Annotated in this window: 14 protein-coding genes and 1 tRNA gene; 9 read left to right on the top strand and 6 right to left on the bottom strand. The window is 38.8% G+C overall.

Annotated features, from left to right (window positions below; genetic code table 11):
* Positions 1-277: 277 nt before the first annotated feature.
* Entirely contained in the window at positions 278-1,858 is a 1,581-nt protein-coding gene (locus FJR06_RS10730; protein WP_168651406.1) for an iron uptake porin, read from the bottom strand.
* Between the two features lie 280 nt (positions 1,859-2,138).
* Here FJR06_RS10730 and FJR06_RS10725 point away from each other — a divergent pair, with 280 nt between their 5' ends.
* Positions 2,139-3,128, top strand: coding sequence for a metal ABC transporter solute-binding protein, Zn/Mn family (locus tag FJR06_RS10725; protein ID WP_041458219.1), 990 nt, complete (start codon positions 2,139-2,141; stop codon positions 3,126-3,128).
* Positions 3,129-3,199: 71 nt separating this feature from the next.
* The gene (locus FJR06_RS10720) at positions 3,200-3,982 is read left to right on the top strand and encodes a metal ABC transporter ATP-binding protein (protein ID WP_041458220.1); all 783 of its coding nucleotides are present in this window, start codon (positions 3,200-3,202) and stop codon (positions 3,980-3,982) included.
* Here FJR06_RS10720 and FJR06_RS10715 read toward each other — a convergent pair.
* Positions 3,935-4,270 (bottom strand): hypothetical protein, encoded by a 336-nt coding sequence (locus FJR06_RS10715; RefSeq protein ID WP_168651405.1) that lies wholly within the window; start codon positions 4,268-4,270, stop codon positions 3,935-3,937. The genes FJR06_RS10720 and FJR06_RS10715 overlap by 48 nt on opposite strands.
* Here FJR06_RS10715 and FJR06_RS10710 point away from each other — a divergent pair.
* The 3 genes from FJR06_RS10710 to FJR06_RS10700 all read left to right on the top strand — a co-directional run bounded on the left by FJR06_RS10710 (position 4,253) and on the right by FJR06_RS10700 (position 6,021).
* A complete protein-coding gene (locus tag FJR06_RS10710; RefSeq protein ID WP_015078684.1) occupies positions 4,253-5,086 on the top strand; it encodes a metal ABC transporter permease in 834 nt (277 codons plus the stop codon). The two genes, FJR06_RS10715 and FJR06_RS10710, sit on opposite strands and share 18 nt — an antisense overlap.
* 77 nt (positions 5,087-5,163) lie before the next feature.
* A tRNA-Phe gene (locus FJR06_RS10705) sits at positions 5,164-5,236 on the top strand.
* Between the two features lie 464 nt (positions 5,237-5,700).
* Entirely contained in the window at positions 5,701-6,021 is a 321-nt protein-coding gene (locus FJR06_RS10700; protein ID WP_015078685.1) for a hypothetical protein, read from the top strand.
* Between the two features lie 58 nt (positions 6,022-6,079).
* Here FJR06_RS10700 and FJR06_RS10695 read toward each other — a convergent pair whose 3' ends face one another.
* Both FJR06_RS10695 and clpS read right to left on the bottom strand, forming a co-directional pair.
* Positions 6,080-6,397 (bottom strand): DUF2103 domain-containing protein, encoded by a 318-nt coding sequence (locus tag FJR06_RS10695; RefSeq protein ID WP_015078686.1) that lies wholly within the window; start codon positions 6,395-6,397, stop codon positions 6,080-6,082.
* A 5-nt stretch (positions 6,398-6,402) separates the two neighbouring features.
* Entirely contained in the window at positions 6,403-6,726 is a 324-nt protein-coding gene (clpS, locus tag FJR06_RS10690; protein ID WP_148766963.1) for an ATP-dependent Clp protease adapter ClpS, read from the bottom strand.
* A 218-nt stretch (positions 6,727-6,944) separates the two neighbouring features.
* On the opposite strand from clpS, the gene FJR06_RS10685 reads away from it, so the two are divergent.
* Complete coding sequence (locus FJR06_RS10685) at positions 6,945-7,382, top strand: DUF29 domain-containing protein (RefSeq protein ID WP_015078688.1); 438 nt, start codon at positions 6,945-6,947, stop codon at positions 7,380-7,382.
* Positions 7,383-7,429: 47 nt separating this feature from the next.
* Here FJR06_RS10685 and FJR06_RS10680 read toward each other — a convergent pair whose 3' ends face one another.
* Together FJR06_RS10680 and FJR06_RS10675 are read right to left on the bottom strand one after the other, a co-directional pair.
* On the bottom strand, positions 7,430-9,454 hold the full coding sequence (locus FJR06_RS10680; protein WP_168651404.1) for an FAD-dependent oxidoreductase: 2,025 nt from the start codon (positions 9,452-9,454) through the stop codon (positions 7,430-7,432).
* Between the two features lie 102 nt (positions 9,455-9,556).
* Positions 9,557-11,599, bottom strand: coding sequence for an NAD(P)/FAD-dependent oxidoreductase (locus FJR06_RS10675; protein WP_168633754.1), 2,043 nt, complete (start codon positions 11,597-11,599; stop codon positions 9,557-9,559).
* A 162-nt stretch (positions 11,600-11,761) separates the two neighbouring features.
* Between FJR06_RS10675 and FJR06_RS10670 the strand changes: the two genes are divergently transcribed.
* From FJR06_RS10670 to FJR06_RS10660, 3 genes are all read left to right on the top strand, one after another.
* Positions 11,762-11,995, top strand: a complete 234-nt coding sequence (locus FJR06_RS10670; protein ID WP_015078691.1) for a hypothetical protein — start codon at positions 11,762-11,764, stop codon at positions 11,993-11,995.
* A 349-nt stretch (positions 11,996-12,344) separates the two neighbouring features.
* Positions 12,345-12,527 (top strand): hypothetical protein, encoded by a 183-nt coding sequence (locus tag FJR06_RS10665; RefSeq protein WP_015078692.1) that lies wholly within the window; start codon positions 12,345-12,347, stop codon positions 12,525-12,527.
* Between the two features lie 413 nt (positions 12,528-12,940).
* Positions 12,941-18,889 (top strand): choice-of-anchor I family protein, encoded by a 5,949-nt coding sequence (locus tag FJR06_RS10660; protein ID WP_168651403.1) that lies wholly within the window; start codon positions 12,941-12,943, stop codon positions 18,887-18,889.
* Positions 18,890-18,907 lie beyond the last annotated feature (18 nt).

Below are 18,907 nucleotides of genomic sequence, written 5' to 3'. Positions count from 1 at the left end.
CCAACTTCCCCAACTTCCCCAACTTCCCCAACTTCCCCAACTTCCCCTGTTCCCTCATCTTTCCTCGAATAGAAAAGCTACTCACCGAAAGACAGATATTTTTTGAGATATTTTCATGAAAAAATTGTACTGCCTGTTACAATCTTGTTAAGAAAAGTTGCCCGTTGAATTTTGGGAACGCGCAATTTGGTTTTGACTCTACTGAGAAGACAACTCGAACAACGTTTTTTCGCTGACCAGCCTGTGGGAGGGCTGGTTTTTTTGTTACCTGAAAAACTTAGAAACTGAAAGTAGTTCTTAAAGCACCAATCACCACATTATCATTGTTATCATTGTGATCTGGGGCTGTTAGCCAAATCACAGCAGGAGTAAGGGTGATATTGTCGCTGAGTTTGTATTGATAAAATCCCTCAATGTGATAAGAGGTATTTGGATCTTTCGTAACTCCAACAACGTTAGAACTTGTGACTTTTGGTTCCATACCAACTATGACACCAGCCAAATTACCTTTTTTACCCAAATCAGGGAAACCAAGGGTAACAGCATAGTTAAAAGTATCAACTTCTCCCTTTGTCGTCAAAACCTTACTATTGGTATAACCAGCCCAACCACCAAGAACAAACTTCTTGCTAATACCTAGAGATGCTTGAACACCGTAGGAATTGCTAGAAAAATTTTCATCGGAAAGAACGATATCAGATGTGGCCGCATTACTACCAGTGAGTAATGGTTGATTGTAGGAATTGATATAAGTTAAACCAAGAGAAATGCGATCGCTTGGCTTGACAGTTAACTGCGCTAAAGCACCATAATTCCCATCAAACAAGCCATTTCCAGGGGTAGGGTCATTAGCCGTACTACTTAAATAGCCTAAACTGAGGGCTATTTTATCGCCAAACTGATGGTTAACTGCTATACCTTTATCACCCAGTTGTCCATAAATTGGGTTTCTTGTCCCAAAAGTAGACACAGCCCCAAAAGCACCATCACCATCAAATAGATTGACTGTACTGGTAACATCGTCCGCTGCACCAGCATTAGCAATTAGTTTGACTTGGGTATTTTTGCCCAGAGGGAAAGCATACCATAGCGCATCTATGGTAACATCATTAGTACCAGTAGTACCAGGAAGATTGGCAAAAAATAAGTTGCCTTCTTTGGTTTTAATATCAGGGTTGTTGATATTATTACTTTGGATTCTGGTAAAAAGTGTATCTTTTCCAGTGAAACTGCTTACCAATTCTAGCCGTGTTCTTGTGCCTAAAGTGGTATTTTTATCAGTTATTTCCTCACTATTAACTTTTTTATTTTTCAAAACATCACTAACAACTGCCACAACCTGCCCTTGTAGCTTAGTGGTGGTAGAAAATTGATTAGCTTCTAACTCAGCAGTTTTGGCTTCTACTGTATCTACACGTCCCCGGAGGGTGACTAATTCTGTGGAAAATTGCTCTTGCAATTTTTGGATTGTTGCTAAGTCTTGTTTTGTCGTCAAATCAGCGGTAGCAGTAGCAATTAGTTCATTGACTCGATCTAAACAAGCATTCAAACCGGCTGCAAACTCGTATCTTGACAACGCCCGATTACCACGAAAAGTCCCGTTGGGATAACCTGCAATACATCCATAGCGTTCTACCAATGATTGTAAAGCCTGAAATGCCCAATCATTAGGTTGAACATCGGATAACTGAGATACGGAAGTAACTTGAGATACTGTCTCTTCTTGGCTATTATTAACTTGTTGTTCTGAATTAGTTGCTGGTACTGGTAATGCTTCTGCCCTTGCAACAACATTCATACATAATATGCCACTCACAACTGTTGAACTAGCAATTAGATAAGTCCAGAATTTTTGCATTTTTCCTCACACCCGTGTTTAAAGTTGATAATGCTACACTTGAGTTAGTACAGCTATTAATAGTGATTTTTAATATACTACAGTCCTAAGTTAAGTTGATCACAATAAAAAGTTAAGAAATCTTTATGAACTGGAAATATTCTCAGTATACAGCAGTATTACCCGAAATTCCCAAATAGTTTGTAATTCTTGATACGGTAGTATTTTTTGATGACTTATATGAGAATGGATCTCATTATAAGATATAATGCCAATGAAGTTTTATTGTCAACCTCAAACCATGAGAAGTTCTAGAGAAGTTAAAATAGATAGAAAAACCAGAAATTTCTTACCTCTGATTACCTTAATAATTTTGTCAGCAGTTTATGGATGTAATAATCCTAACAGTAGGGAGGTTGTAAAAACAGAACCAGCCCCAGTCCAAAAATCACCAAAAACTAAGGTAGTTACCACATTTTTACCAGTTTATTTGTTTACTAAAGCGGTAACTGGAGATGTAGCAGATGTAGAGATTTTAGTTAAGCCTGGTACAGAGATACACGAATATCAAGGGACACCGACTAATGTAAAAGCGATCGCTACAGCGAAGATATTAGTCAAAAATGGTTTAGGCTTAGAGGAGTTTTTGGCAGATACAATTAAAAATGCCGGAAATTCCCAATTAGTGGAAATTGATGCTAGTAAAGGTATTCAAGCTATTAATAAAATTTCCCCCATAGATAAAACACCAACAGGAGAACATGATCATGATCACGAACACCAATTTGGAAATCCTCATGTTTGGCTAGATCCAGTTTTAGCAAAACAGCAAATCATCAATATTCGAGATGGTTTAATTATCGCAGATCCGGTCAATAAAGCCAACTATCAGACCAATGCAGCGGCTTATGTTCAGAAATTAGATAATTTAAATAATGAATTTCAGCAGACTATTAAACAAACACCAAACTGCACCTTTATCACCTTTCATGATGCTTTTCCCTATCTTGCCAAACGTTATAACATTAAACAATTAGCAGTAGTAGAAATTCCTGAAAAGCAACTTTCCCCAACAGACGTGCAAAAAGTGGTGAATACAGTCAAAAAATACCAAGTTAAAGCCCTATTTAGCGAACCAGGGTTAGATAACAAATTACTCACCAGCATTTCCCAGGATTTGGGGTTAACTGTGCGGACTTTGGATTCTTTAGAAACGGGTGATACCAATCCAGAGTATTATTTTAAGGCAATGAAAACCAATTTGGAGAGTTTAGCCGCTGGATGCAAGTAGCAGGAATATTAAAAATCTCATTATTTCCCATCTATCACGATAAATTATTGGCATCTCAAATCCTAAATTCCATGACTGACGAACAAGCAGAATTTACATTACCAATATTAAAAGTTTCTGGGTTAACAGTCTACCAAAGTAGTTATTTAGCTGTGCGAGATGTTTCCTTTGAATTATTAGCAGGAACAGATACAGCTATAGTTGGTCCAAATGGGGCTGGGAAAAGTACCTTAATCAAAGCTATTTTAGATTTAATTCCTCGAAGTACGGGAACAATTGAAGTTTTTGGTCGCCCCATTTCCAGACTAGGAAATTTGCAGAATCAGTTGGGATATATGCCACAAAACTTTATTTTTGATCGCAGTTTTCCAATTTCAGTTAGTGAATTGGTGGCTTTAGGAATAGGGAATAGAAAACATTCATTTTTCTCAAAATTTTGGCAACAAAACCGGGAAACATCAGCAGCAGTCACCGCAGCTTTACACCGTACTGATGCTTATCGCTTGCGAAATCAGGCTATTGGCACTCTGAGCGGTGGTCAACTCAAACGGGTATTATTAGCTTATTGTTTGGTAACACGGCGAAAATTGTTAGTATTGGATGAAGCTTTTGCCGGGGTAGATGTCCAAGGAACAACGGATTTTTATGCTTTGTTAAATGAATTAAAACGAGAAGAGAATTGGACAGTGTTGCAAGTATCCCACGATATTGATATGGTAAGCCGTCATTGCGATCGCGTCATCTGTCTAAATCAAACTCTTGTCTGTTCTGGTAAACCGGAAATAGCCCTTTCCCCACAAAATCTTTTAGCTACTTATGGACCAGGTTTTAGTCGCTATGAACATCATCATTAGGGAATTGGTAATTGGTAATTGGTAATTGGTAATTGGTAATAAACTATTCTTCTTCCTTCTTTCTTCTTTCTTCTTTGTTCTTTGTTCTTTCTTCTTTCTTCTTTCTTCTTTGTTCTTTGTTCTTTGTTCTTTGTTCTTTGTTCTTTCTTCTTTGTTCTTTGTTCTTTCTTCTTTCTTCTTCCTCCTGAACTCCTGACTCCTGACTCCTGAACTCCTGACTCCTGACTCCTGACTCCTGACTCCTGACTCCTGACTCCTGACTCCTCTTATATGACCATTAACTATCATGATTTGCTGAATTTATTACAATTTCCCTTTATGCAGCGTGCCATTATGGGTGCTGTGTTAATGGGCATTTTAGGCGGTTTATTGGGTAGTTTTGTTACTTTACGACAATTATCCTTTTTTAGTCATGCCGTTGGTCATGCAGCCCTGGTAGGTGTGGCATTAGGGGTGTTACTCAACACTAATCCTACTTGGATGTTACTCCCTTTTACTTTAATTTTTGGGGTTGTTGTTCTCTACCTAATTGATAAGACTGATTTGGCTAGTGATAGCGTTCTCAGTATAGTGCTATCTGGGGCGTTAGCAATTGGTGTAATTCTCACCAGTTTTATTAAAGGATATCGCGGTAACTTAATGGGGGTACTATTTGGCGATATTTTGGCTATAGATAACACAGATTTAATTTTGACGCTATTGGTACTTGTTGGTAGTAGCGTTTTTTTATTATCAACTCTGCCACAACAGATTTTATTAACTCTTAATCCCGATGTTGCTCAAGTCCAAGGCGTGCCTGTGCAATTATATCGTTATGGATTCGTTGTTTTGCTTTCCCTCGCTGTAGCTGTGGCGATTAAAGCCGTTGGTGTGTTATTAGTAAATGCGTTTTTGGTAATTCCGGCTGCTACAGCCAAACTTATGAGTCACCATTTCAGCCGCTTTCTGATTCTATCGGTGGTTGTCGGCTGTAGCAGTAGTATCGCAGGAATGATGGTTTCTGGGTTATTTAATCTAGCTTCTGGTCCGAGTATTGTTTTTGTGCAGTTTCTGGTATTTGTGACTGTGTTTACCTGGGTGAAGTTGACAATGAAGGTTAGCTAAAATTATTTTAAATAACCCCTTGACTTATCTTTTTTTCTATGCTAAATTCAATATCGGTGGTGAAGAAAAAGCCCCCTGCCGGGATAGCTCAGTTGGTAGAGCAGAGGACTGAAAATCCTCGTGTCACGAGTTCAAGTCTCGTTCCTGGCATTTTATTAAAATAGCTGAAAGCCGCTGTTAATGAGACTAGAAGTGAAGGTAAAGCTGCTGTTTTCTATGATGGTGCTACTATTCCTTTACCACCAGAATTACCTATGGAACTAGAACTAGCAAAAGATTGACTATCCTTGATTATCAGTCATTCCTGTCAAAATAGTTAGCATTGTATGAAAAATATCACTCAAAAATACACAAAGTCAATAGCCTATTTCCGAGGTGAGTATTGGGATACAGCACTTTCCGGTTTTGTGAGGTACATATATAGCGGGCAAGATGCCCGCACTACAAGAGTTTCATAATTCAAGTTTGTATCTCATTAGAGCGAAATCTGCTGTATGTGAAGAAAGTTGTTGAGGAATTGCGCTTTGTAACTATTTTGGATAACTCTGAGGCATATTCCTTTAGACTAGGTTTCCATAGGAATATCAAAACATTGAAAATGGAGACTAGGACAAATGCCTACGGTAAATTTATGTTGCCATGAGTTTGTAGTTGCTATTTCCTCCGTCGCTTGTATAGTTGGTCTATGGTTATTGAAGGATCATAATCAAGCAATAGATGATTTTCAAGAAACAGAACAAAGTCTTTTAACAATGAGCTTTGCTTACTGGTTAGTATATTGCATCGCCTTTGGGATGGAAAAAGTATTTTTATTCAATTGGGAAGCTGTAATTATAACTTTGAGAATTACTACAGCTTTGTCATATTTCTTAACATTTTCTTGTATCTTGAGTTTGCCGTTACATAAATTTGCAGTTCATAAAATTGAAGAATAATCAAAAGTCAAGGTTAGAACTATATTTAGCTCCAACCTTGCCATTGTAAATTCATAATTTAGGCAATTCTCATAGCAATAGCGATAGCGAAGCGCTCCGTAGGAATCGCACCTTCGAGTTGTTCCTGGAGTAAAGTTGTGAGGATAAATACCTCTTGCACAGTTTTGCCTTGACGAGCAATGATTTTATAACCACCGCGAATGGGTACAGACACACGCAACTGCATTTTTGGTGCATGACCTCTAGCTCTACCAATCACCGCAGGTGTCACCGTCCCAATACCATCCTCTCGACACAAACGTTCTAAAATAGGAATTAGACCGGGAATATGGGTAGAGTGATTCCAAACTAGCCTACCATCGGTGGGTTTAGACATAATGATTAGGCTGCTTCCAGGGGAGCCATTGTCAACCCAGCCCGACGGAGTTGTTGGTGGTATAATTCCGCTTGTTCTTGGGGACCTGTCCAGACAATTGCTTGTCCTTCATGGTGGACTTGATTAGTGAGATCCCAAGCGAGATCCCCCGACATTCCCGGAATATACTTCATTAAACACTCAGCTACGTGCTGGAAAGTATTGAAATCATCATTCAATACAATTACCTTGTAATTAGGATAGGTTTTCCGAGTCACTTGATTAACTCGGTCAGGTGTCACAGTCGGTGCTGAAGCCATACTGTACACATCTGCAAGTCTTGTCACCATAGAAAAATGAGCCAAAAACGACGTTGTACAAACTGACATTAGAAATAACTAGTTTAATCCATTGCTGACTGAGTTAGTAGTCAGACACAAGCCGATAATGTGTAAAAATATTAATTTATATCTATGAAATAATTAACATTTTACCTTTTAATAACTTCGTATATGAGATATAGAATACAATTGAACTAAGAATATATAAACCTATAATAGGTGCGAAAATGAACACTTTTCTCCTCTATACAAGCGACTTTCATGCTTGGACTCAAGAACAGGTTAATTTACTCAAAACTCAACAATGGGATACATTAGATACTGTCAACCTAATTGAAGAATTAGAAACCTTGGGAAGAAAAGAAAGACAAGAATTCAGAAATAGATTAGCTGTGTTGCTAGGACATCTATTAAAATGGCAATTCCAAGCAGAAAAACGCAGTAGTATTTGGTTGAGTACGATTCGAGAACAACGGATTCAAATCAAACTACTTTTACAAGATAGTCCTAGTTTAAAACCTTATTTAGAGGAAGTTTTTCTCACCGCTTACGAATTAGGTTTAGCATTAGCAATGAGAGAAACTCAATTAGGTCAACAGGTATTTCCCGAAATATGTCCATACACTTGCGAACAAACCCTTAATTCTGAATTTCTCCCAGATTAAGCTTTATTTAGATCCCCGACTTCTCCAAGAAGTTGGGGATCTTTTACCTACCGCCAATCGTCCCAATTTTCGTTAAAAATAGAAGTATCAGGAAAAGCCGTAGGATTCCCATTTGCTTCCAACAGCTTTCTTAAAATTTGTAATTGTGGTTCTTGTTTAGGTAAATTATCAACCAATTGATAGGGTGCAATTCCTTGTTTGAGTGCAAAACTAGCCACAGTTCCCGCAGCAGCACCAGAAGACCATTCAAAGGAATGAACTCGATAAGCAGCAGCCGCAATATGACTTGTAGCAATACTTTTTCCTCCTACCAATAAATTATCAATTTTTTGGGGAATCATTGCCCGTAGGGCAATTTGGAAAGGATAAGCTTGTCCTGCACCGCGTCTTTCTCCAGCACGTTCAGTATTACCAGGTGCTTCTACTGGACTTTTTGCCATACATGGATGAAAATCTATGGCATAATGACCAATACCCACAGCATCGGGGTAAATTGTGGAACGAGTTCTTCGCATAGCTTTTTCTGGGGAAATTTCCCCCCTAATTACAGATGTTGCTTCTAAACCTGATACAGTTGCTTTTAAACTGCGATACATATTTACTGGCAGAGTTTTTCGATAATATTGATCATTATAATTACGACGAGAAATATCAACTTCCCAAATGCCAAAACCATCCGGTTGTCCCCAACTAGGACGGCCAATAATCCGTCTTCCTTCCCTCATGTAGGGGTATTTAGATAACCCATGAACTGTCCCCATTGGCGAATCTAAACCTGTTAAGAAACGAATATTTGTTTGCGGTTGTTTAACACCATTACCTAGTTGAGAATCTGTAGTTCCTGCATATAACCAATAAAAAAAAGAAAATGCCTTTTCTTCAGCTTTACGCAGGGTTTCTGTGCGTAGTCCTCCTTGCCAACCTCCAGGTTTTAGCTGTCCAGAATTTTCTAATTGTTGACGAGTATAAATGAGATTATCTGCGGCTGTTCCCGGACGGTAATCATTTCCCCAAGTCCAGTTTTGCATGGAAATATCCCCTGGTGTGGGTGCAGTAAACTTCACCCCATTAAATGTAGTTGGTTGTCCTTTTTGGGGACTCCAAATTCGCCGATAGGTAAAGACTAAATCAAAGTTTGCTAATCGTTTTAATTCATAACTAAAATATGGTGAATATTGTAAATAAAATGGGGGCATTGTTTGTTGCTGCGCTGCTTTTGTTGCCTCCATTGCAAAGGTATAAGTGAAACCTTGGGTACAGTAAGGATCATTTGTAGTGCTAGAAGATGAAGGTTCAAGATAGGAACGGGCATCAATTCCTAGCCGATAGGGAACATCTGCTAAAGCGATAATTTCCCCGGTTTCACTTGCGTCTATAATGTACCATTTTCCTGGGTTATTTTGAGATTGTTTGGGGAGAAACTGAATAATAGTTTTACTCAAACGAGATGAGTTTTTATAACTATAAGCATCTTCAATGGTTTGAGATAAGGTATTAGTATTTAAAGGTGGTTGATTTTTTGCTGGTTGATGTTGAATTGCTATGGCGTTATTAATAATTTTGCCATCTTTGCTAATTTGTAGATCTTTAATTACCGTATTGGGAAACCATTGTAATTTTCCTTTACCTTTTTTTTCCGCATCTTCGAGCATTTGTGTCATGATATTGTGGGCATCACGAGGCAGAAAGCAGGAATCACTTACCCAACAATCTCCAGGATTAAGTTTGCCATATTTGCGCTCAATGCGGTTTCTTAATTCGGAATAACCGCGAGAATAGAATTGTTTATCTCGTTGAGTTGGTCTTTCGTCTAATGCAGATGTTCCTTGAGCAGAAATTTGTCCCCCTAACCAGTCGGTTATTTCTGTTAAACAAACTGTGCGTCCTGCAAGTAAACCTTCATAAGCTGTAGCGACTCCTGAGAGTCCACCACCCACAACGAGAAGCTCACAGTTAACGATTTTATCTGGGATACGTGGAGGGGTAGCGGTGACGGCATAAGGGATGAGAACGGTGGTAAATAGGCTGAAGCTGATGAACGTTTGCAAACGTTTTTTGTATCTACGGTTCATAGAAGAGGGATAGAGTGGAGTTGAAACCGAATAAGTTATGAAATTAAGGATTTTAGAAGTTTTAGGACTCCAAAATCCCCAATTCCTTGATAATATATGAAACTAACGCAATGCCGGCGGTAATCGTGGTCTACCTGTAGTAATTGCATAGTTAATTACTAACAATTGTAACCATAATCCTGGAAAGCGATTTTCTAACCAAGATTGATTCCATTTCAAAAATTGCGGCAACCATATCCCCAAAATAACACTGATGAAAGCATGACGAGCAAAGCTGACATAATTCCCAACCCAACGTAATAAATCTCGCCAACCAGCTAATTGCCAAATCCACAATAATAAAGCCGGATTTTTCATAGCTGCTTTCAAAGCTAGACGGTTAAAAGTGAACCAATCACAACGGTCTTTAATGAAATTATCAGTTACTTCTGGGGTTTCATCTGTTAATAAGCCAAAGAAAGTATTCAGCATCGAATTTATCATTTGGGGGGCGATAAATTTGCCCGTGGGAACCATCATTCCCTTAGAAAACAACCACATTACAGCCACATTGCTTTGGTAAGCTCGAATTTTATTTAAGTGCTGCTGACTCAATAAATCATGTTTAAGGGCAATATTTAACAGAGTAGTTAATCGGTCTAAATTGCGGACTAAAGAACCAAAACCAGTAAAAACTAGCGGAGATTGCAAAGAAGCAGCATCACCAATGGCAATTAATCTATCAACTGCAATTGTGCGATCGCTACTATCTGCGCTAAAATGTCCTGGGATATAGCCAAAAGTTGGTTTCCTCCAGACTAATTTATCTAGATCACAACGCCGATATTCTGGCAAAATTGTGAAAAAGTCCTCATACATTTCCAACAAAGAACCAGGATTTTCTTCATTTACTTCATGATAGTGAAATAGGTAAATTGTTAATTCTTCACCAACACCAGGAAACAACTCCCAAATTAACTGTCTACCTCTCGAAATATCCCCATGACTGTAAAGAACATCCCCATATTCAGAATCCCAAACCCCAGGCTCAAAGCCCTTTTCAATCACTGCTCCCACCGTTGGACACACACTATCAAAAGCCCTACCACCATTTAATTGCCAAGCAATTGGTGAAGCCGTTCCCATTGCGTCTATCAATAAACGTCCACTCACCTGCTGTTCATTACCAGTAGGCAAATGTTTAACGTTAATCGTAACTTGTGTAGGACTAATATTCACTTGGGAAAACTCCGTTTCATCCCAAATATCACCACCAGCAGCTTGAAGTTTTTGCCCACATAATGCCAGTAACCTTTCTGAATCTAAAGCTATATTTAGGACTGTGGGAGTATGGAGAACAGAGGATTTCAAATTAGAGGGATTATTACCATCAAAAAACTTATTAAAACCGTCTTTATATTCCCTAGAAATAATTTCTGCTAATTCAGCATTGGTGAGCAAACCCAAATTTATTAAACTTTGGATTTCATCACGGGAAATATTCCATTCTCGGTTCATTTTACCAAAAGGTAATCTTTCCACCAACAGCACCTTATAGCCCAATTTAGCCATGACTGCGGCATGAATTGACCCCAAAGCACCACCAATATAAATGAGGTCATACTGAGGACTAGCAGCAGGGGAGAGGATAGGTGATATTTCCTGACTATTCCCTTGATAAAATACTACTTGACGAGGCTTTTGAGGATTTCTTACCCCTTCTCGCCACCTTTGCTCCCACCAGTAAGCGCGCTTGAGGTCATATTCTCCATTAGGCATTTTCTGAAAATACTTGACAGTTAGAGGATAATAGGGTTCTAACTCTGCGAAAATTGATTTTTGGGGATCAATGACAGGTGGTTCTGGGTAGCAATTGGGAAAGCGACTTCTAATTTTCCGCGTTAGAGATTGGAGAATGCGTCTCTCCTGGGGAAAAGGTTTATCTCCCCAACGGAATACTTTTAGGTAAGTTGTCCGCTGCACCGACCACACAAATACAGATAGTTCTACGCTATTGGCAATGGTACTTTTAGCCGCACTTCCCAGCCGAAACCCATCTGGAGTGATGAATTTTTGACTATTTTCGACAACGAAATCTGTTTGTAGCCATTTGCTGACGGATACTGTATCGGGTGTAGGAATTTCTAAATAAAGAAGTTCTTGCATATTGTTCTGATATCTCATAACGAATCTACTCACTCAGACAGATTAAAAAAAGGCAGAAACTAGGTTAAACTCTGCGCTAATTAACTTCATAAAGATTCCATAAAGAATTTTAATCATTTATCAATTTTATTGTTCATGTTGTAAATTTCCTAAACCCATACCATGAATTATCCTATCCCAGACAGTCCCCAAGAAATATCTGCATTAAGAAAACAGCCAGTTGATGAAGAATTAGTGGCTGCGGTAATTGCTGGTGTAATTAGAGTAGTTCGCGCTCAGGGTCAGTCTTTAGATCAATTAACTACCCAGGTATTAGCGGATGATAAAATGTTAGATAGGCAACAAAGGCGCTGGTTAAGTCAGTTGGTTGCCCAAGCATGGGAAAATTTTCCTTAATGCGCTGATGATATACAAGTATGTAGACGAGAGAAGACTTCCACCCCCCTCATATCCAAATGCTACAGGGATGTGTGCTTTGAGTTTTGTTTAGTTGTTGTTTTGTCAAAACTAATATCTTTATAATACAACCACTTTCCGTCTTTCCTCCATCCTACTGTGTCGCATAAGGACTGCCAAACTTTATCGTCATTTTTATTCAGTACATATTATTAAACTCAGGTGCCGCATTGTTAAATGTCATACATTAGCATTTTCGGGAATATCATAAATAATTGCTTGCCTAATTCAGTATTAGGGACTTCCAAGAAATAAAATCCCCAAAAATTTCTTGTAGTGCGGGCATACTATGGCTAACGCCACGCTGCGCTATCGACAAGCTCAGTACAAGTCTTGCCCGCTAATCATCAAGGACGGGCAGGATGCCCATCCCACAAAATTGGGTAATTTATTTTTTGGTGTTCCCTTAAACCTCGTCCAAGTTGAAAACTGGAGTTTTTCAAAAGGGAACAGGGAACGGGGAAGAGTATAGGATTTGGGAATAAAACCCAATTAAGAAAAAACTATGGGTTTCAAAGTAAACGCGGTTTAACACTAAATTTCCTGAATTTTTAGCGATTCCTACAGAGTGCTGTTTCTTTGAGTCTCGTAAGCGTTACACATTCAGATATAATAGGTGGCGGGAATAGGATTAAATTAATAGGACAAAAATTACTGAAAGTTAGAAAACAAAGGCTATTTAGTTAAACATAGATAGGGTTAACACTAAGCTGTTATTCTAATTTTTTTAATTTCTCCTTAACCTTTAATTATTTATTCCTTAAATAAACTGAGATAAATTCTCTTTATAGTCAGGAATTTACCGATTTTTTTAAAGCTCAAAAAGACTAAAATACCCATTGCGGACTAAGTAACAACAAACCTCTAATTGCCAATATAAAAATTATGAATTCAATTCAACTTAACCATGTCGGTACTATCAAATTAAGCGGCGCAGAAATTTCTGATTTTGACCCCATATCTCAACGCATTTTTGTGACTGGAGAATCTGCAAATAAACCTGTTCTCCAAGTAGTAGATGTTTCTGATGCAAATAACCCCACTCAAGTTACTAACATTGATCTTTCTAGCTTAGGTGCAGGAATTCAAAGTGTAGCCGTCAGAAAAGACATAGGAACTGGAAATAGCATTGTGGCGATCGCTATTTCTGCAAATACAAGTACCGACCCCGGTAAAATTGCTTTTTATGATGCTGTAACTCTCACTAAAATTTCCGAAGTGACAGTAGGTGCTTTACCTGATATGATCACTTTCACTGCGGATGGTAGCAAATTACTTGTCGCCAACGAAGGAGAACCCAGTGAAAATTATGCTATTGATCCAGAAGGTTCAATTAGTATCATTGATGTTTCTGGAAATATTGCCAGTTTAGATAATAGTAAAGTTACAACTGCAAATTTCACGACATTTAATGGGCAAAAAGAAACTTTAAAATCAGCCGGAGTCAGACTTTTTGGACTTAATGCCACCGTTGCTCAAGATTTAGAACCAGAGTATATAGCAATTTCTTCCGATGGCAAAACTGCATTTGTTACCCTACAAGAAAATAACGCCTTTGCAGTTTTAGACATTGCTACTGCTAATATTACTAAAATTGTTCCATTAGGTTTTAAAAATCATAATTTACCAGAAAATGGTCTTGATGCTAGTGATAGAGATGTTAATGGTACTTCTGGTGGTGGAGGTAAAATTAATATTCAAAATTGGCCAATTTTCGGGATGTATCAACCCGATGCAATTAGCTCTTTTCAAATTGCTGATAAGACCTATTATATCACCGCAAATGAAGGAGATGCGCGGATTCGTCCTACAGCAAATGGTACTTTTGGTAATGAAGGATCACTATTTAACGAAGAAGCAAGAGTTTCTAGTTTAAATCTTGATCCTACAGCTTTTCCTAATGCTACTGAGTTGAAAAAACCGGAAAATTTAGGACGTTTAACCGTTACCAATAAACTAGGAGATACCGACGGAGACGGAGACTTTGATCAACTTTATGCTTACGGCGCTCGTTCTTTCTCAATCTGGGATGATCAGGGTAAATTAGTATATGACAGTGGCGACCAAATCGAACAAATTCTCAAACAACAAACGCCTACATTCTTTAATGCTAATAATGGTTCAGCCACTGAATTTGATACTCGTTCCGATAATAAAGGACCTGAACCGGAAAGTGTAATCGTTGGTGTGATTGATGATGTCCCTTATGGATTTGTGGGCTTAGAACGTGCGGGTGGTGGGGTAATGGTTTATAACCTCAGTAACCCCACTGCACCTCAATTTGTTCAGTATATTAGAACCGAAGGTGATGTCTCTCCTGAAGGTTTAAAATTCATCTCTGCGGAAAATAGTCCCAATTCTCGTCCCATGTTGGCAGTTTCTAATGAAGTTAGTAATACTGTTAGCTTTTATGAAATAGCTTCCCCACCAAAGTTAACTACTTATGAATTTCAAAATCTACCCAAATTAGGCACAACTTCCACCGGACAAGATATATTTTTGGGTGGGTTTTCTGGATTGTATTTCCAAGGTGTAGCGGATAATGGCAATCTCAAATTTGTTACTAATACAGATCGTGGTCCTAATGGTGAACCCACAGGTCAAAATAGACCGTTTTTCTTACCCAATTTTCAACCAGAAATAGTCAGTTTTGAACTTAATCAAACTACTAATCAAATCACCATTACCAAAAGAACTGGGTTATTTCGTGAAGATGGTAAAACTCCATTAACTGGACTTCCCAACGTCCAAGCTGGGGCTGCTGGAACAGCTTACACTGATGAAATTGGGGTTGATTTAAATGGTCAAATCTTACCTAATGATACTTTAGGGGCTGATGTTGAAGGTATCGTCATTGCGAAAAATGGCGACTATTGGCTGGTAGATGAATATCGTCCCGCAATTTACCATTTCGATGTCAATGGGAAATTACTTGATCGTTTTGTTCCCCAAGGAACAGCAATAGCAACAGAACCAGATCAACCCGCAGGAACTTTTGGAACTGAGGTATTACCAGCAGTTTATGCCCAAAGACGGGCAAATCGGGGCTTTGAAGCAATAGCATTAGAAGGTAACAAACTATATGCTTTTATTCAAAGTGCAATTGATAATCCCGATAATGGCACTGATACAACTTCCAGAAATTCCCGCAATTTGCGAATTCTGGAATTTGACATAGTTTCTAAACAGGTAACTGGTGAATATCTCTATCTCTTGGATGATATTACAGGCAGTGGTAATGCCAAAACTGATAAAATTGGTGATGCTGTTGCCTTGGGTAATGGTAAATTTGCCGTTGTAGAACGAGATGATAGAAGTGATAATACTTCCAATAAACTTATCTATCAAATAGATTTAGCAACAGCGACTAATATCAATAATCCTGCTAACTTTACTTTGCCAAGTGGTAAGACTATTGAACAATTAAGCGCGGCTGAATTAACTACCGCTGGAATTATTGCTGCTAACAAAACTTTAATAGTTAATGCAGCGCAAGTAGGTTACACCGGAGTTGAAAAATTAGAAGGTTTGGCATTAGTAGCACCCAATATTCTGGCTGTGATTAATGATAATGATTTTAATGTCGCAGGAACAACAATTCCTGAAAAATTAGGCATTATTGAACTACCTAATAATCTACCTGTTACTATTAGTGGTACTTCTGGAAACGATGTATTATTAGCATCTGCCAGCGGTTATACTCTCCTGGGTTTAGCAGGTAATGACTCCATTGATGGTGTCACAGGAACAGGTGACAATATCCTAGATGGTGGTGAAGGTGATGATGAAATCTTTGCTAAGGAAAATGATACGGCTTTAGGTGGTGAAGGCAATGATCAAATATTCTCCGATGGTCAAGGTAATAATATTTTATCAGGTGGTGAAGGCAATGATCAAATATTCCCTGATCAGAATGACAAAGTATTTAGTGATGCTGGTAATGATATAATTTACTCCGGTCTTGGTGGTAACACCTTAACAGGTGGTGATGGTCAAGATACCTTTTGGTTAGCTAATGCTGCATATCTGCAAAGTCCCAACATAATTACCGATTTTAATCCAGCACAAGATTTATTAAACGTTAATGTTGATGGGTTTAAGGACATAAATCAACTTACACTTTCACCCCAGGGAGATTACACCTTAATTAGTGCGAATAGTAATCCCTTAGCTATTCTGAAGAATTATGAATTACCACAGTTTGCTATCACCTCAGCTTCAGCAACAGAAGGAAATATCATAATTTTCACTGTCACTCGGACAGGAAATAATTCATCTTCACAAAGTGTAACTGTAACTACCTCTATTGCTACAGGTGATACAGCCAGTGATACTGACTTGACTGCAAAAACAGCAACTTTGACTTTTGCACCGGGAGAGACTACTACAACCTTTTCTGTCCAAACAACTCCAGATGTCCTGTTTGAAGGAAATGAGACATTTACTGTCAGTTTAAGTAATCCTACAAATGTATCAATCATTAGTTCTACAAACGCCACAGCCCAAGGAACTATTACTAATGATGATCCAGCCCCCATATTTAGCATTGCTACCGCTGAGGCATCAGAAGGAAATGCTATCAACTTTACTGTAACTCGAACAGGAGATGCCCAGGCTCAACAAAGTGTGACTGTAGTTACCTCTATTGCTACAGGTGATACAGCCAGTGATACCGACTTGACTGCAAAAACGGAAACTCTGACTTTTGCACAGGGAGAAACTACTAAAATCTTTGCTGTCCAAACAACTCCAGATGCCCTATTTGAAGACCAAGAAACTTTTACTGCTAGTTTAAGCAATGCTACCAATGGTGCAATCATTAGTTCCACCAACGCTACAGCGAAAGGAACAATTAATAATGATGATACTGCACCCGTATTTAGTATTGCTGCTGCTTCCGCAACGGAAGGAAGTGAGGTAAATTTCACTATCACTCGTACAGGTGATGCTCAAGCTAACCAAAGTGTGACTGTAGCCACTTCTATTGCGACAGATGATACAGCTAGTGCCAGTGATTTAACTACAAATACTCAAACTCTCACATTTGCCACAGGTGAAACTAGCAAAACCTTTACTGTCCAAACAACTCAAGATAGCCTATTTGAAGGCAATGAGACTTTCACTGTCAGTTTGAGTAATCCTAATAACGGTGCAGTTGTTAGTTCCACCAACGCTACAGCGAAAGGAACAATTAATAATGATGATACTGCACCCGTATTTAGTATTGCTGCTGCTTCCGCAACGGAAGGAAGTGAGGTAAATTTCACTATCACTCGTACAGGTGATGCTCAAGCTAACCAAAGTGTGACTGTAGCCACTTCTATTGCGACAGATGATACAGCTAGTACCAGTGACTTGACGGCAAAAACGGAGACTTTAACTTTTGCACCTGGAGAGACTACTACAACCTTTACTGTCCAAACAACTCAAGATACCCTATTTGAAGGCAATGAGACTTTTACTGTCAGTTTGAGTAATCCTAATAATGGTGCAGTTGTTAGTTCCACCAACGCTACAGCGAAAGGAACAATTAATAATGATGACGCTGCACCCAACAAAAAACCAAATCTGCAAAGCTTCACCCAAAATGGACAAGAAGATCAAATAATTAGTTTTGGTATTGGAGACTTCAAAGACAAGGGTAAATACCAAGACGAAGACAATAATGATTTAATGGCAATTAAGGTAATAAGTTTACCAACCGCTGGAAGCCTGACTTTTGTTGATGGTCAACAAGTGACTGTCAATCAAGAGATATCAGTTGATGACCTAGCTAATCTGCGATATAATCCCGTTCTTAATGCTAATGGTAATGTTGCCACATTGACAGTAGCAGCGATTGATAATGGTACTCCAAAAGCAGAATCTGATCCTGCTACCATCACAATCAATCTGACTCCGGTAAATGATCCTCCCGTTGCACAAAATGATCAATTATCTGTCAGTCAAGGAAGTGCGGGAACTATCAACCCTTTAAACAATGATAGTGACCCTGAAGGAGATAGTTTAAAGCTCACCGGCAAAACCGACGGTAAATATGGCAAAGTTGAGATCAATGGCAATAATTTGACCTATACGCTGTTAGATGGCAATTATTTGGGCAATGATGTCTTTAGTTACACTGTCTCTGATGGTAGTCTTTCCGCAAGTGCTGATGTTAGGGTAACGGTTACGGGTAAAGCTACAACTGCTACAGTAGCACCAACTCAGCTAATCTCAATTGCTCCTGTTGATAAACTGATTCCCAAGGAAGCAGGTACATTAACTGGTATTGTTGATAAATTGGGCTACGAATTTCCTAATAACTACAACCCATCCCTTGTCAAAAACTCCCTGCAAAATGCCCTAAATCAGACCACCGCAGCTTTTAATAATCTGTTCGGTCTCTATGAGGTGGATGATGTAACGGGGTCTGTAAATGGCATTAAACCCGGGGAAATCGGTTATGCGAAAGCCGCTTTGAGTAAGGTAGTAGATAACTTTATTGTGCGGGTAGGGGGTTCAAGTAGTGGTGCTGCGAGTGATGTCATTGTCAATGGTGGTAAAATCTATTCTCCCTTTGTAATTGCCAATGGTGGTAACTTCTCCGGTAATCTCCAAGCAGCGATTAATGCTTTCTTTGCTGCGAACCCTAATAATAGTCCGGCTACCGCGCAAAATTACACGACTTTACCTGTAGCCTATTTTAGCTTTGGGGTAGCTAACCCGGACGGTGCGGCTCATTTAAGAAGTTTTGGGAATAATACCTTTGGTTTTGAAGATTTACCTGCGGGTGTGGGGGTAAGTGACTACGATTTTAATGATGCGGTTTTCTCCTTTGGAGCGGTCGTCTAGTTTGTCCTATTCTAGATC

Source organism: Dolichospermum sp. UHCC 0352, assembly GCF_009711925.1.
GTDB classification, from domain to species: Bacteria; Cyanobacteriota; Cyanobacteriia; order Cyanobacteriales; family Nostocaceae; genus Dolichospermum; species Dolichospermum lemmermannii.
The sequence above is the reverse complement of the archived record's forward strand: the minus strand, read 5'-3'. Positions and strand labels throughout refer to the sequence as shown.